This window comes from Cryobacterium ruanii, from assembly GCF_004404055.1.
Taxonomy (GTDB): Bacteria; Actinomycetota; Actinomycetes; order Actinomycetales; family Microbacteriaceae; genus Cryobacterium; species Cryobacterium ruanii.
On sequence record NZ_SOHK01000015.1, the window covers coordinates 54807 to 68281 of the forward strand.

At 62.2% G+C, this 13475-nt stretch carries 14 protein-coding genes and 2 tRNA genes; 3 read left to right on the forward strand and 13 right to left on the reverse strand.

From position 1 onward, the window contains the following. Positions 1-1598: 1598 nt before the first annotated feature. Both E3T47_RS09890 and E3T47_RS09895 read right to left on the reverse strand, forming a co-directional pair. Complete coding sequence (locus E3T47_RS09890) at positions 1599-2030, reverse strand: hypothetical protein (protein ID WP_241982143.1); 432 nt, start codon at positions 2028-2030, stop codon at positions 1599-1601. After that, positions 2027-2425, reverse strand: a complete 399-nt coding sequence (locus tag E3T47_RS09895) for a VOC family protein (protein ID WP_134555920.1) — start codon at positions 2423-2425, stop codon at positions 2027-2029. Before E3T47_RS09895 ends, E3T47_RS09890 begins: the two co-directional genes overlap by 4 nt. 85 nt (positions 2426-2510) lie before the next feature. On the opposite strand from E3T47_RS09895, the gene E3T47_RS09900 reads away from it, so the two are divergent. Continuing rightward, entirely contained in the window at positions 2511-3455 is a 945-nt protein-coding gene (locus tag E3T47_RS09900) for a helix-turn-helix transcriptional regulator (protein ID WP_134555921.1), read from the forward strand. Positions 3456-3549: 94 nt separating this feature from the next. Here the strand turns inward: E3T47_RS09900 and E3T47_RS09905 are convergent, their stop codons facing one another. Continuing rightward, positions 3550-4155, reverse strand: coding sequence for a GNAT family N-acetyltransferase (locus E3T47_RS09905; RefSeq protein ID WP_134555922.1), 606 nt, complete (start codon positions 4153-4155; stop codon positions 3550-3552). Positions 4156-4450: 295 nt separating this feature from the next. Here E3T47_RS09905 and E3T47_RS09910 point away from each other — a divergent pair, with 295 nt between their 5' ends. Beyond that, positions 4451-5047 (forward strand): hypothetical protein, encoded by a 597-nt coding sequence (locus tag E3T47_RS09910; protein WP_134555923.1) that lies wholly within the window; start codon positions 4451-4453, stop codon positions 5045-5047. Between the two features lie 488 nt (positions 5048-5535). Here the strand turns inward: E3T47_RS09910 and E3T47_RS09915 are convergent, their stop codons facing one another. The 5 genes from E3T47_RS09915 to E3T47_RS09935 all read right to left on the reverse strand — a co-directional run bounded on the left by E3T47_RS09915 (position 5536) and on the right by E3T47_RS09935 (position 9594). Further along, a complete protein-coding gene (locus E3T47_RS09915) occupies positions 5536-6723 on the reverse strand; it encodes a tyrosine-type recombinase/integrase (protein WP_166805688.1) in 1188 nt (395 codons plus the stop codon). Beyond that, positions 6723-6959 (reverse strand): helix-turn-helix transcriptional regulator, encoded by a 237-nt coding sequence (locus E3T47_RS09920; protein ID WP_134555925.1) that lies wholly within the window; start codon positions 6957-6959, stop codon positions 6723-6725. The genes E3T47_RS09915 and E3T47_RS09920 overlap by 1 nt, the downstream gene beginning before the upstream one ends. Before the next feature lie 171 nt (positions 6960-7130). Beyond that, a tRNA-Ile gene (locus E3T47_RS09925) sits at positions 7131-7204 on the reverse strand. Positions 7205-7243: 39 nt separating this feature from the next. Next, positions 7244-8506 carry a glycosyltransferase gene (locus tag E3T47_RS09930; RefSeq protein WP_422386489.1) on the reverse strand — a complete coding sequence of 421 codons (1263 nt, stop codon included), beginning with the start codon at positions 8504-8506 and terminating at the stop codon, positions 7244-7246. A gap of 173 nt (positions 8507-8679) precedes the next feature. Next, positions 8680-9594, reverse strand: coding sequence for a DMT family transporter (locus E3T47_RS09935; protein ID WP_134555926.1), 915 nt, complete (start codon positions 9592-9594; stop codon positions 8680-8682). 40 nt (positions 9595-9634) lie between these two features. On the opposite strand from E3T47_RS09935, the gene def reads away from it, so the two are divergent. Continuing rightward, positions 9635-10207 (forward strand): peptide deformylase, encoded by a 573-nt coding sequence (gene def / locus E3T47_RS09940; RefSeq protein ID WP_134555927.1) that lies wholly within the window; start codon positions 9635-9637, stop codon positions 10205-10207. A gap of 6 nt (positions 10208-10213) precedes the next feature. Here the strand turns inward: def and E3T47_RS09945 are convergent, their stop codons facing one another. The 5 genes from E3T47_RS09945 to E3T47_RS09965 form a co-directional block, all read right to left on the reverse strand. Next, positions 10214-10519 (reverse strand): AzlD domain-containing protein, encoded by a 306-nt coding sequence (locus E3T47_RS09945; protein ID WP_134555928.1) that lies wholly within the window; start codon positions 10517-10519, stop codon positions 10214-10216. Continuing rightward, positions 10516-11280: an AzlC family ABC transporter permease gene (locus E3T47_RS09950; protein ID WP_422386483.1), complete on the reverse strand. Its 765-nt coding sequence runs from the start codon at positions 11278-11280 to the stop codon at positions 10516-10518. Before E3T47_RS09950 ends, E3T47_RS09945 begins: the two co-directional genes overlap by 4 nt. Next, on the reverse strand, positions 11277-12152 hold the full coding sequence (locus E3T47_RS09955) for a sensor histidine kinase (RefSeq protein ID WP_166805689.1): 876 nt from the start codon (positions 12150-12152) through the stop codon (positions 11277-11279). The genes E3T47_RS09950 and E3T47_RS09955 overlap by 4 nt, the downstream gene beginning before the upstream one ends. Positions 12153-12266: 114 nt before the next feature. Beyond that, positions 12267-12339, reverse strand: a tRNA-Asn gene (locus tag E3T47_RS09960). Between the two features lie 229 nt (positions 12340-12568). Beyond that, the gene (locus E3T47_RS09965; protein ID WP_134555929.1) at positions 12569-13471 is read right to left on the reverse strand and encodes an ATP-binding cassette domain-containing protein; all 903 of its coding nucleotides are present in this window, start codon (positions 13469-13471) and stop codon (positions 12569-12571) included. Positions 13472-13475 lie beyond the last annotated feature (4 nt).

Below are 13475 nucleotides of genomic sequence, written 5' to 3' on the forward strand. Positions count from 1 at the left end.
TGTGCCCGCTCAGGGTTCCTCATGGCGGGCGCGCGTCCACGGAGCAGTTTTGAGCAGCCGGATGACGCGAGGGCGGTCGTCAGTTCGCCACTCATCACTGGAACGCTCGTAGGTGCTTTCCAGATTGTCTCTTTCTGACCGGCCGATCGTCCTCGCGACTACTCATCGTCAAGTAGTCGCCGCACTTCGGGAGAGAAAAGCAAAATATAGGGGCTACTCTTCAAGATCTCGATCGATGCGCTTATCCCGATTCGTTCCAGAAGTTCACAATATTCATGCCAAGGGAGCCGCTCTCCAGCGTCCTCTACGATTCCTTCATCGGGCAGCAAGGCCATCGAGACGTGGTACTGCAGCTCGGATTCCACCAACTGCCCATGACTGCCCTCAGGGCGGTAGCATATTCCAAACCCGCGATCACGCCGAAAGGCAACTTGCGAGGAATCGTCAAGGCACGCAAATTCTTGAAGCGAAAAAGAGAGCGAGCCCTCAGACGTTTGGTCTAATGAGCACGAAACGCCCAAGCCAATTACGTGCATCCCAGTCCATCCCCATCCCTGTTTGTCCAAGCCTAACTATTCGAACCAAGTCAGTCCAAGGGCCCCGCTCCCAATGCTGCTGCTTCGGAATCTAGAACTTCATCAGGTATTCGAATCGCAAGGACGACTGCGACGTGCACTGTTGTGATCTGCTCCTTTGAAGCGCGATAACGCCGTCCCGTACAAGGTTCCCCTTACGAATCCACGAACAAAGCGTAGGAAAGAAGGAACTGCAATAGAGTTCGCTGTGAATTGCAGCGGCAAATGGTGGCCTTTTGCAGCGATAGCGCGCAGCATCGTGAGTCTCGACAATTTCCTGCGGGCACACCGTGAGAAAGTGTTGGCTGGTTGCAGGCACGGCCGTGCGCGATCGATGTTTACCGCAGAACCGGCAGCTGAGAGCTGGGCGTGTCGCCGGACGTGAAGTTTATCGTGATGACCGTCGGCAGATTCTCAGTTGATGGCACGTCGAACTCGAACGTCGTGGGGGCCAAATCGTCTGTGCACGGGCCTTCCGTATCGACCGAGAATCCGAACGTCATCGTCGCCAGATCTGCTGAGTCCGCGTGCGGCGGACAACTCGAGCTGCCGGACAGGACAATCGCCAGCCGCCCGTCGACGACTGTTGCGTAGCCCGCAAAAGGGTCGACCAGACCGCTCGGCAGAGGTGTCGGCGCGCCAGGATATGCGGTTGTTGCAGCGCCTGCCGGAGTTATTGTCGACGGCTCAGTCGTGCATCCACACATGCCGACTGCTACGGCAATCGCGATCGCGACCAGCGCCGGTCGATTCGGACTCATGGTCACATTTTATGGGCGAAGACTAGCCCCACACGGAGACGGTAGGCGATCGTTACGGGGGCTCGACCGCGCTTCGAGTTTTGCGAGTTCGCGCTCCAAGCATGTCTCCTGGCTCACTCCCGGCTCGCCCCGCAGATGGTTCGGCATACGGCCATTGCATTCGAACCAATTTACAGGTGTCGCGCGGCGCAATCATGGAGTTATGACGCGCACGGGCGCCGCGTTAATCATGGCCACCCGAGGGCAGAACAGCGCACCCGGCTCAGAGGGGCAGGGATCCGTAGCTGTTGTTGTAGATCTTGCCGTTCTTCGGGTGCGTGAACTTCAGCCCTGCCCACGTGTCGTCAATGCGCAGGCATGTGCTCTCGACGAGGCCGTGACTGTATCCGATCTCAATGACCTTCGGCAGACTGAGACCTGAGCCCAGCTTCCGCGCCTTCGGCCAGGAGAGCCACAACATGCCCGACGGCTTCAGATGGAGCTTCAGTGTTGGAAAGATGTCGTGCATCTCGGATTGAGTCACGCTGAAGAAATGGATGTAGTCGAAGTCACCCTCGAGATCCTCACTGACCTCCAACTCCGGAAGCCCGATGGCCTTCAGGGTCGACGCAGGGGCGTTCACGAAGTGGGCCAGCGCGCCCTCCTTGATTCCCATCTTCTCAGCGACAGACCGAGACATGACAGCTTCGCTCATTTCCCGGAAACCTTCTTGAGCACCTCGAGATAGTGCGGGTTACACATAATCCCCAGGATATTGCCGAAAGGATCGACGACGGATGCCGTCACAAATCCTTCACTGCGGTCAGTCGGCGGCTGGTATTCGGTCGCCCCCATCGACAGCAGCTTCTCGAATGACCCCGGCAGGTCGTCCACGTGCCATTGAATGATCTCCCCGGCCGGCCCGTCTGGCACTGGCGGCGCGTACGACGCGTCAATGATTCCAAGCTCGTTCTGATAGTCGCCAACCCTAAACTCCACATAGCCCGGCATCTGAAAGTACGCGTCGATACCCAGCAGCTCGCTGTACCACTTGCGTGCCGCCTCCAGATCGGCGGCGAAATAGCTGACTGTAGCGAAGCCTCGCAACATGTGATTTTCCTTCCGATTCACGTGATGCCAGTCTCCACCAGTAAAGTGCTCACCTTCTGACTACTTTGTTTGCGACAATTGATTCATGCGCGCAGATCGCCTCGTCGCCACACTCCTGCTGATGCAGGCGCGGGGACGCGTGACAGCGAAGGAAGTAGCTGCTGAGTTTGAGACATCCGTCGCTACGGCAAGGCGTGATCTCGAAGCGCTGTCAGCTGCGGGAATTCCCGTGTACCCACAGGTCGGCCGCGGCGGTGGGTGGCAACTACTCGGCGGTGCTCGCACCGACCTGAGCGGGCTCACATCGGCTGAGGCGCGTGCGCTTTTCCTCCTGGTCGGGCCAGCCGCGTCCGTAGTCCCAGAGGCCAAGTCGGCGCTCCGCAAGCTTGTACACGCCCTTCCCGACAGCTTTAGAACGGATGCCAAAGCGGCGGCAGAGGCCGTCGTGCTTGACCCGGCGCGGTGGGACCGGCCCCACCGCGCACAGCCACCACTCGTGACCAAACTCCAGGCCGCTGTCATACAGCGCCGGAAGGTACGCCTGAGCTACCGGGGTTGGGACCGCGACCCGGTCGAAAGACTCTGCGACCCGTGGGGCCTGGTCGAGAAGAACGAGGTGTGGTACCTACTCGGCGGCGTGGATGGCGCCCCGCGAACATTTCGCATCGAGCGGATCATCTGGGCAGTTGTCACAGAAGATCCCGCCGACCGCCCGGACGACTTCGACCTCGCAGAGGCATGGGATACCGTCGTACGCGACGTGAACCAGCAGCGCGAGAGCGCATCCACGATCGTGGTCACAAATACCGCGATATTGCCCTTCCTGCGTGAACAGTTCGGCGAGCTGGCAGTGGAGGACACCACGATCGACGACCATCGAGCCAGGGTCCGAATCAGTGCGCCGGCCGAAATCATGCTCGCACGTGGCCTCGCTGGATGGGGTGAATACATTGACGTTCTCGAGCCGGCATCCGTGCGCTCGGAACTCATGCGCCTCGGCGCCGCGCTCGTGGAGCGCAATGGGCCGTAGGCCCGGGACCCGCACTCACAATGCCCATTGAGCGTTCGTCATACGGAGTGAGGTTCTTGCGAAATCGCGCGGCCGAGCCGGCGATGTGACGCAATTACTGGAGGGACAATTTCCTCGTGGACAAAGAATGCCGAAGTCCCACGCGCACGGCTGGCCATTCAATAGCAGTAATCGAGAACACGACAGTGTCGCGGAGAGCACCGTCCGGTCCAACCGAGTGGCTGCGCAGTACTCCATCTTCCTTGGCGCCTAAAGCGGCTATTGCCTTTCGTGATTGGCGGTTGTGCCAGTGAGTGCGAAACTCTACGGCAATGCACTCCAAATCGTCGAAGGCGTAAGTCAGTTGGAGAAGCTTGGCCTCTCGGTTCGCACCCGTACCTTGAGCGCTTCCGGCCAGCCAAGTAGAGCCGATTTCCAATCGTGGGGCATCGGCGCTCGGATTCATAAAGGTCGTCATGCCAACGATTCGCCCCGTTGACGCAAGCCGAGTGGCCCAAGGGAGCATCTTTCCCCGCTCGTGCAGGCTGAGTCGGCGTTCAACCTCCGCAGCCATCGCCTCCGGGCGCGGTATGGATGTGTACCACGTACGCCAGAGTTCGCCCTCGTTCGCAGCTTCACACAGCTCGGCTAGGTGATCGAATGAAAGTGGCTCAAGAGTGACGAGCAGTCCTGAGAGCGTGGGCGATTCCAAGAGATCCATGGTCCGACACTATGGCACCGGGAAAACCTATTGCGTTCCGGTTGGCGTGCGCATCAATACTGAACCCGCAGAGGGTTCCCGCTGTGGGAATTGAGGTTCGTCGGTGGCTGGAGCGAGGTATGCACGTTAGTACGAACATTTGTGCAGACGAATTCGAAAAATGACACCGATCAGTCTGCATGACTGTGCCTAAATTAAACGCCCCTGTGCTGCAATCTCTATAGCATGAGCACTGCGTATCAGCGAACCACCTACGACACCAACGAAGTCAACAGCTACTACTAAGGATGAGGACATGAAGTGCATATATCGTTACTCCGCGACGGCGATGGTAGCTGCTGTTGTGGCGCTCGTCGCTGCCGGATGTTCTGCTTCGGCATCCAGTGAAATCGTTGCAGACTATCCAAGCTATGCAACATCGGAACAATTGGCTGAGGCGTCGTCTCTCATCGCGACGGTAACCGTAGGCGAATCACGGCAAGATATTCTCTACCCCTCAAAGGATCAAGGAGATGATCCACAAACGAACCCGGAGCTTGGGGCGGAAATGCCGGGAAACGACACGGGAGAGGCCCGTGTGCCCATCATTGTCTGGTCGGCCACCATTGACAGTGTCTACTACGGCGAGGCGACTTCTGGCGCCACAATAGAGATTAAGAAAGTCGGAGGCGAACTAGATGGCCAACCCGTCATCGAGCGAGATGGAGTTCCCTTGGTCCAAGGACAAAAATACCTGTTGTTCCTCGAGACCTATCCGGACGCTGCCGCATCGATTGTCGCTGGAACTCAAGGCCAATACCTTCTCCACTCCGATGGCTCGCTAACAGCAGCAGACCCAGACAACGATATTTCGCTCACACTTGATGAGCTTAATAAAGCGCTCAAACTGTAGATCGGCGCAGCATAAATGTCGGACAAATCCGCCTGAGCTTGTTATTTAACCTGTTGTGAATTCGTGGCGGGTGAGGGGTAACGCGTCAACGTCAGCGTTGGTGTATTTCATGCCGATGGGATTTGAGCTGCTGCGGAGATTCAGGAGAACGGCAGCTCAGTGCGCACCACCGACAGCGCGACTCTGCCCGCTCAAGTCCTGAATGATTCGCAGTGTTTATGGCACCACATTTTCATCAGCCCGGAGACTGCCACATTGATCGGTCTGAGCCCTCGTGGGCGACCATCCTCACCACGACTATCGGTTTTCCACTGGTGTTGGCTGCCACCGCAGCGCTCATCCCGATGAACACTGCGGAATGACTTCCGCCCCGGTCAATTTCCAATATCCCACCAGCAGGTGGTCCGCACGTCGAGGCCGGAAATTCATTTCTCGCCACGCGCATTGAATCTCAGGAATGTCCGGGTAGAGGTTCCCTTCTGAAACTCCTACAGCGGTGGCGCCAACTGCTGCATCACCTCCGCGGGCTCCGACTTCACCGTGCGGTCAGGCTCCGCGTAGTGCGCCTTCGTCGTCGAAGTTGACGTGTGCCCGAGCATGTCGGCCGCAGCCTGCATACCGAGCTCGTTGGCGAGCAGAGTCGCTCCGGTACGGCGGAACGAGTGCGGAGTGATATCCATGCCCTCGAGCCCCGCATTCCGCAGTATCCCCCTGAACGTGCGCCGAACGTTGTACGGCGTGAGCGGACTGCCCACCCGGGAGTAAAACAGCAGATGCTCCGCATCCTCCGGGTCGAGCAGCGCCAAGCGCTGGCGAATCACGTCGGCCGCGAACGGCGGAATGCCAATCACCCGGTTCGACTCATGGGTCTTGGGGTGCTCCTGACGGTGAACACCGGCTTTGTTGTGCACGACGAGGGTGCCGCTGATGTTCACTCGTGGCGGGTTGGCATTCAGGTCGATGTCGCACTGCCGGAGCGCCAGCACTTCGCCAATGCGCGTCGCCGTGCCGAGCATCACCTCGATGATGTCTCGCACCTGGCCGTCTGACTGCGGCCCCATCCTGCCCGCTTCAGTGCGCCACTCTCGGGCGGCGAGCCGGATGGCTGCGATCTGATCGCTCGTGAGCGCCTTAGGCGTGTGCGGGGGCCTCTTCATGCGCGACGTCTCCTTCATAGGATTTCGCGGAATGATCTCCCGCCGCGTTGCGAACGCCAGGATCATGCCGAGAATTGTTCGAGAGTGCTTCGCTCGCGTAAACGACTGCGCGCGCTGCTGCCTGAGGAAGAGCTCGATGCGACCGACGGTCACCTCGCGAATCGTAAAGTTCTCGAAGTAGGGCAAGACCAGCACGCGCACCTGGCGCTGGTACGTATCTTTCGTTCCTTGAGCGCGGTCGACATCGAGCATCACATCCTCCAGCCATGCCTCCGCGAGCAGCAGAAACGGTGAGCTCGCGGTGAGCGAGTCGCCACTGCCGCCGGCTCGCAGGCGGGCCGCTAGTTCTGCCTTGAGCGATGCCTGCGCCGCGTTGCGACTCGGGCCGGTCGCCGTCACCCTCCGCGTTTGACCATCCCAGTCGCGGAAGCGAGTAATCGCGCGGAAGATCCCCGGACCGACCTGTTGCGTAGTGATGGCACCGAACGTGCTGACTGGCAGTCGGGGTCGCCCGGCCATCAGCGTTTGGCCTCGTGGTCGATGACCGGAGTCTCTGGCTCGTGGAGCCCGTCGAGCCATCGCACCACGTCGGAAACGCGGAAGCGGATCTCCCGCCCCACTCGAATGCCCGAGGGACCACGTCCGTCTGTACGCAGGTCGTAGATCGCCTGCGTCTGCACGCCGAGGTACTCGGCGAGCTCGCTTGTCGTTAAAACCGGCTCGAGGCCGAGCCCGAAGTGTTGTTCGCTATCCATAACCCGTAGGTAATCGAGGTCACTCCAGACAACTCGAAATGGGTCGTGCACCTTCTCTACGAAGACCCGGAGCAGGCGGAAATTTTTGAATAAAAGACCAATAAACGGATAGTGCATCAAGTCTTGCCCTTTCGGTACAGACAAGAAACCCTGATCAGATCAAATTTATAGTAGGGCGGCCGGGACTTGAACCCGGGACCGACGGATTATGAGTCCGCTGCTCTAACCAGCTGAGCTACCGCCCCAGAGGGCTCGACCGAACGGTCGAACCCACAGATATGTGATTACGCCGGCGTCTGCGTCGAGGCGCCGTTGGTGACCAGATCGCTCACCGGCTCCCCACGATACAGGCATTCGAACGTGTTCAGAGTGCGTTTGATGTCGTGCGCGGCGATGAGCTTGAGCGACTCCCGCTTGAGCGCCTCCAGCTGTTCCGGTGGGGCTGTGAGCACAGCGGTCAGTTTGTGCGCCAGGTCTTGCGCGTCACTCGGCTTGAACAGGTAGCCGTTCGCCTGGTCGTGCACGAGGTGCGGCAGCGCCATGGCGTCGGCCGCCACGATGGGCAGTCCCGAGGCCATGGCTTCCATTGTGGCAATGCTCTGCAACTCGGCAATCGATGGCATAGCGAACAACGTAGCGCGTGAATAGGCCGCGCGCAGCTCGTTATCCGTCACATAACCGGTGAAGGTGACGCGTGAGCGGATGCCGAGGGTGTCGGCCAGGTGCTCGAGGTTGCGTTTCTGGTCGCCGCCGCCCACGATCTCGACCTGCACGTCGAGGTTAGGCGACAGCAGTGCCGTCGCCTGCAGCAGCACGTCGATCTGCTTTTCACCGGTGACTCGACCGACAAATAAAATACGGTTCTCGGTGCGCGGCTCAAAGTTCGGTGCGTAGTTGTCGGCGTCGATGCCACAGGAGATGGCGTGCACCCCGGTGAGACCGGTGTACTTTTCCAGAAACTGGGCGGCGCGCCGGGTCGGGGTAGTGACGGCGGCGGCGCGGCCGAAGGTGCGCCGGGCGGCCCGCCAGGCGGCCTTAATCACCCGATCTTGAAAACCGACCGGTACGAGGGAGAACTTCACCATGTTCTCTGGCATGAAGTGATTCGTGCCGACCAGACGGATGTCTCGTTTGGCCGCCTCGATGGACACGCCACGCCCGACGTTGATGTGAGACTGAAAATGCACGACGTCGGGGTGGAAAGAGTCGAGAATGCGCCGACTTTCACCGCGAATCAGCCACGGTAGGGCGAAACGGAGCCAGTCGTGTGGATACCAGCGCCAGCTGTGCAGGCGGTGCACCACCATAGGCTGGCCCTCGTGCATCTCGGTCCAGCTGCCGTGCTTTCGCGAAGCGGCCGGCGCCATGATCTGAACCTCGTGGCCACGGGCCGCCAGGCCGGCGGCAAGCCGCTCCGCAAATCGAGCAGCGCCGTTCACATCGGGAGCAAACGTGTCAGCGGCGATGAGCACGCGAATGCGCGGCTTCCCGGTCGGCGCACTCGCAGCGCTCTCGGGCGCGTCGCCCGGGGTCGGGCTGCTCAGCAAGTCGGTCGAATCTGACAAGTGGAGTGGTCCCTACGTTGTTGAGCCGGGGATCATCGTCCGGCAGGAAATCTCGAGTGCGGTTGGCGAAACTGACGCTACGCACTCGAACACTATTCTAAACCGTGCCTTCCCGGCGATGTCCCGCACCGTAGTGCCCCAAAATTCTTCGCCGGTCAGCGATCGAGTTGTGGGTGGTAGCGGGCCAAGAGGAAAACGCCCCAGATAGCTATCGCCCCGGCGACGACGAACGCGACCGCTGCTGCCGGTGGTGCCTGGCTGGCTTCGCCAAGTACGACGATTCCGATTCCAACCGCGACGAGCGGGTCGACGACGGTTAGCCCCGCAATGACGAGATCGGGTGGCCCCGACGCATAGGCGTTCTGCACGAAATACGCCCCCAACGCGGCCGCGAGCAAGAGCCCGAGCACGCAGGTCAGGGTCAGCCACTCGAAGTTGCCGTTCTGGGTGCGATTGATGACGACCTTGGCGAGGGTCGCCACGAACCCGTAGAGCACTCCGGCACCGAGAATATAGAAGATTGCCTGCGACCGGCGCCGCAGAAACCCGAAGGCGAGCGCGAACCCCAGGAGCACGACCGCGAGAACGATAAGGATCGTGACCAGATTCTGGTCGGTGACCGGCTTGTCCACTGCGGTGAACGCGGCCACGGTCACGAAGAGTCCGACTCCGCCCACGCACATCGAGATGGCGATGATGCTGGCCCGGTTGAGTTTGACCCTGCTGACGCGGGCGTTCAGTACCGCGGTGATTACGAGAGCAACCGCTCCGAGGGGCTGTACGACAATGATGGGAGCGAACGCGAGGCTCGTGAGTTGGAACACGATTGCGAGACCGAGCATGAGCGACCCGAATACCCAACTCGGCCTCGCGAGCAACAAGGTGAGCTGGCGCACGTTGAGCCCAGCGGTGACCTCTTCGGTGCGCGCCTCGACCTTAGACACGCCACGGTGCTGAAATTGGGCGCCGAGGGAGAGGAAGACGGCACCGACCAGGGCCAGCGGAATTCCGATGGCCTGCCGTGGATCAATGGCGATTTCTGTCGCCAGATCGGTTAGGTCAGAGGTCACTCCACGACCCTATCGACAAGCTTGCCGATATTCTGGAGAAATGGCCGTACGCGCGATAGTTATTTCAGGTGACCCCGCTCTCCACTCCCCCGCCGCTCCCGTCGTCGATTTCGACGACGATTTGCGCGAGTTGGTGCGAGACATGTTCGAGACGATGGATGCTGCACCGGGGGTCGGCCTCGCCGCCACGCAGGTGGGTGTAGGACTGCGCATCTTCACCTACAGCTACCAGGACGATGACGACGTGTCCTGGCGCGGTGTCGCGATCAACCCGGAGCTGTGGATCACGCCGGTGTCCGCCGAGCCCGTCGACGACGAAGATGTCGACGAAGACGAAGGGTGCCTGTCCTTTCCTGGCGAGCGTTTTCCCCTGAAACGAGCCAATTCGGCCATTCTGCGGGCCGTCGACGCCGAGCAGCATCCGTTTGAGATTCGAGCGGACGGCTGGCTCGCCCGCATCTTCCAACACGAGTACGACCACCTCGACGGTACGCTGTACGTCGATCGCCTCGAGCATGTCTACGCGAAGATGGCCGCCAAGGTCGAGCGCAAGAAGAGTTGGGGCGTGCCCGGCCTGAGCTGGACGCCGGGGATCGACAACCTCGAGGGCTAACGTCCGTCAGGTCAGGGCGCGCAGGCCGGCGGCGACGAGCGCCGCAACGATTACGACGACGATGAACGGCGTCTTGATCGCGAAGAGGCCGGCCGCCACGATGACGGCCGGAAGACGGGCGTCCAGAGCCAGCGACTGCCCGCTGCCGAGCGTCTGCACGGCGATCAGCGCCGCCAGCAAGGCCACGGTCAGCAGGTCGGCGATTCGCGACGGCGTTGGCTTCGCCAGCAGGGCCGGCGGCACGACGTAGCCGGCTAGTTTGAGTGCGAGCACGACAATCGACGCCGCAATGATGATCTGCCAGAGCGTCACGGGCGCAGGCCTTTTCGAGCGGATGCCGCGCGCGGCAGTACTGGCCCGCCCAGCCAGTTGAACAGGCCCACCACCACGGCTACAAGAGCCGCGACCAGCACGGGCAGCCCCGGCATGAGCACCGGGGTGAGCGTTGCGGCGACGACCGCGGCGGCGACGGCCACGGCGATCGCCTGCATCCGCTTGAGGCGAGGCCAGAGCAGGCCGACGAAGGCCGCTGCGGCAGCGGCGTCGAGCCCGTAGGCCCGGGTGTCGCCGAGGGCGTCGCCGATGAGCGCACCAAGCAGGGTGGTCGCGTTCCAGCCGATGAAGACGGCCAGGCCGGTGACCCAGAAGCCGACGCGGCGGCTGCGCGGTGTCGGCTGGGCGAGGGCGACGGCGGTGGATTCGTCGATGGTGATCCACCCCGCGGCGAGTCGTCTCCAAAGCCCGCTGCCGACGATCGATGCGGTGCGCATGCCGTAGATGCCGTTCCGCACCCCGAGCAGGGCCGCGCTTGCGATGGCCGCCGGACCAGCTGCGACACCGCCGGCAGCGAGCACGCCGATGAGGGCGAATTGGGAACCGCCGGAGAACATGACGATGCTGATGAAGCTGGTCTGCCAGATGTCCAGTCCGGCCGCGACCGACAGCGCGCCGAAGGACACCCCGTAGGCGGCGGTCGCGAGGCCTACGGCCAGACCCTCACGGACGGCCAGCCGCTGCTGTCGTGTCTCGTCTACGAAATGGGCAGCGGGCACGGTGAGGGGTGCCGGGGTCACCGGGACAGGTCGACGCCGTGCACGCCGTTGTGAAAGCGCAGCGACGGGAAGACGGCCGAGACCGAGAAGCCCAGCCCGGGAACCGTTCCAGCGTTGAACACGCCGCCGAACAACTGGGCCCGCTCGCGCATCTGTGTGATGCCTGGGCCGGCGATACTCTCACTGAGGGCCTTGAGGTCGTCCTCGATCGTGTACGGGGTGCGGGCGACCTGTTCGCCGGTATCCTTGCCATCGCGACGCGCGGCGGCACGAATGCCATCATCGTCGACGAGCAACTGCAGGCCGTCCCGAGTCCAGGTGAACGACACCCGCGCTTCGGTTCCGACGCCGCCGTGCTTGAGCGCGTTCGAGAGGGCGCTCTGCAGGATGCGGAAGATGGCGAGCTCGGCACCCGCTTTGAGCGCGAAACGTTCCCCGGACTCAATGAAGCTCACCACGAGGCCGGCATCGCGCATGACGCGGAACAGGTCGCGGGTCGACTGCGGACCGGGCTGCAGCGCCCCGACGGTTTCACCCTCGCGCACGATGGTGAGCACGCGGCGCATGTCGGCGAGGGCCACCCGGCCGTCGTCGACGAGGGCGGTGGCGGCGCGCACCGCCGTGGAGGGGTCGCTCTCAGCGGTGTAGCGGGCGCCCTCAGCCCGGGTGATGAGGCGGGTGATGGTGAGCACGGCGCCGTCCTGCAGTTCACGGATGATGGCCAGCCGGCCCTGCTGCTCAGCGAGGGAGAGTTCCAGTTCGATGCGCACACGTTCGGCGGCACTCCGGTCGAAGACAACCCGACGTGAACGCAGCAGTGAGATGGTCCACAGTACGAGGAGCACCCCGGAGAATACGCCGAGTGCCGGTACCAGGAGTTGCGAGAAATCCACGCTGTCCGCCGTCTCTTGTGCCGAAGCCATACAAATTGGGAAGGAACTTTTCGGCCGGAACAGAACATACCGACAAAAAAGGCCACCCGGGGTGGAGCCCTGAGTGGCCTTTCGCTCCCCGACTTGGACTCGAACCAAGAACCTGCGCATTAACAGTGCGCTGCTCTGCCAATTGAGCTATCGAGGAATGCTTGAACAGCGTTGTTACTTTACCAAGGTTTCTCCCAGTGCCAAAACCACGTCGAGCTTCGACGGGCTTCAACTGCTCGATATGACCGGCTGAAATCACGTGCAGGCCCCGACAACAGGGCCAGGGGCAACAAATAAGCGGTCTCGTGTGCCAAAAGCCGGTCGGGCGTGTCGGCCCGGCCGCGACCGATCGCCCTTACCACGGCGCAGGATCGGGCGCGCCCCATCTAACTGCCAGGAACGGCATCCTCTTGATCGCCTTGATCGGAACCGTCGACGCTGGGCGCGATCTCGATGACGCTGGGGTCGGCGGCGGGCTGCAGGGCAGCGGCGAGACCGCGCACGTAGGGGTGCCAGGGGTCTCGAAACACGTCGTCGATGGTGCCGAGGCCGACGAGCACACCCTGGTGCATGACGCCGATGCGGTCGGCGACCCGCTGCAGCACCGCCAGGTCATGGCTGATCACGAGTGCCGAAAACGACCGTTCGCGCTGCAACTCGCGGATCAGGTCGATGACGGCGTCACGCACCAGCGTGTCGACACCCGCTGTGGGCTCGTCAGCGATCAGCAGGGCCGGACCGAACACGAGCGCCCGGGCCAGTGCCACACGCTGCCGTTGGCCGCTGGAAAGCTCGTAGGGGTATTGGTCGAGAACGGCCAGCGGTAGGCGTACCGCGTCGATCATGGTGGCCACCCGGACGCCGAGTGCGCGACGGTTGTAGCGCCGATCCCGTTCGAGCACCGGCTCGGCCACAATCTCGGCCACCGTCATGGTCGACGGGAGGGTGTCTGAGGCGTCCTGGGCCAACAGCCCGACGCCGAAGGTGAGCCGGCTCAGCCTGCGCTTGCTGATGCGGCGCAGGCCGAACCCGAGCACGGTCGCCTCTCCCCCAGTGATCTGCGGGCGGATGCCGGTAGCGTCGCGGGCGTTGGCGTCGCCGGAGAGCACCCGGGCCAGAGTGCTCTTGCCGGAGCCGCTCTCACCGAGCAGCCCCACCACCTCACCCGGCGCGATGCGCAAGGTGAACCCGTGCACAGCGACAAAGGCCGGGCTCGCCCCGTGCGGCGGGTACTCGATGGTCAGATCGCTCGTGGTGATCGGGGGAACGGATGCCGCGCCATGCCTCATAGGG

What these genes read in the sequence shown, in the direction of transcription:
- E3T47_RS09895 (WP_134555920.1), bottom strand. Translation starts at nt 2,425, where the DNA reads ATGTTGCGAGGCTTCGCTACAGTCAGCTATTTCGCCGCCGATCTGGAG.
- def (WP_134555927.1), top strand. Translation starts at nt 9,635, where the DNA reads ATGGCCGTACGCGCGATAGTTATTTCAGGTGACCCCGCTCTCCACTCC.
- E3T47_RS09920 (WP_134555925.1), bottom strand. Translation starts at nt 6,959, where the DNA reads ATGGATAGCGAACAACACTTCGGGCTCGGCCTCGAGCCGGTTTTAACG.
- E3T47_RS09890 (WP_241982143.1), bottom strand. Translation starts at nt 2,030, where the DNA reads ATGAGCGAAGCTGTCATGTCTCGGTCTGTCGCTGAGAAGATGGGAATC.
- E3T47_RS09965 (WP_134555929.1), bottom strand. Translation starts at nt 13,471, where the DNA reads ATGAGGCATGGCGCGGCATCCGTTCCCCCGATCACCACGAGCGATCTG.
- E3T47_RS09900 (WP_134555921.1), top strand. Translation starts at nt 2,511, where the DNA reads ATGCGCGCAGATCGCCTCGTCGCCACACTCCTGCTGATGCAGGCGCGG.
- E3T47_RS09905 (WP_134555922.1), bottom strand. Translation starts at nt 4,155, where the DNA reads ATGGATCTCTTGGAATCGCCCACGCTCTCAGGACTGCTCGTCACTCTT.
- E3T47_RS09910 (WP_134555923.1), top strand. Translation starts at nt 4,451, where the DNA reads ATGAAGTGCATATATCGTTACTCCGCGACGGCGATGGTAGCTGCTGTT.
- E3T47_RS09915 (WP_166805688.1), bottom strand. Translation starts at nt 6,723, where the DNA reads ATGGCCGGGCGACCCCGACTGCCAGTCAGCACGTTCGGTGCCATCACT.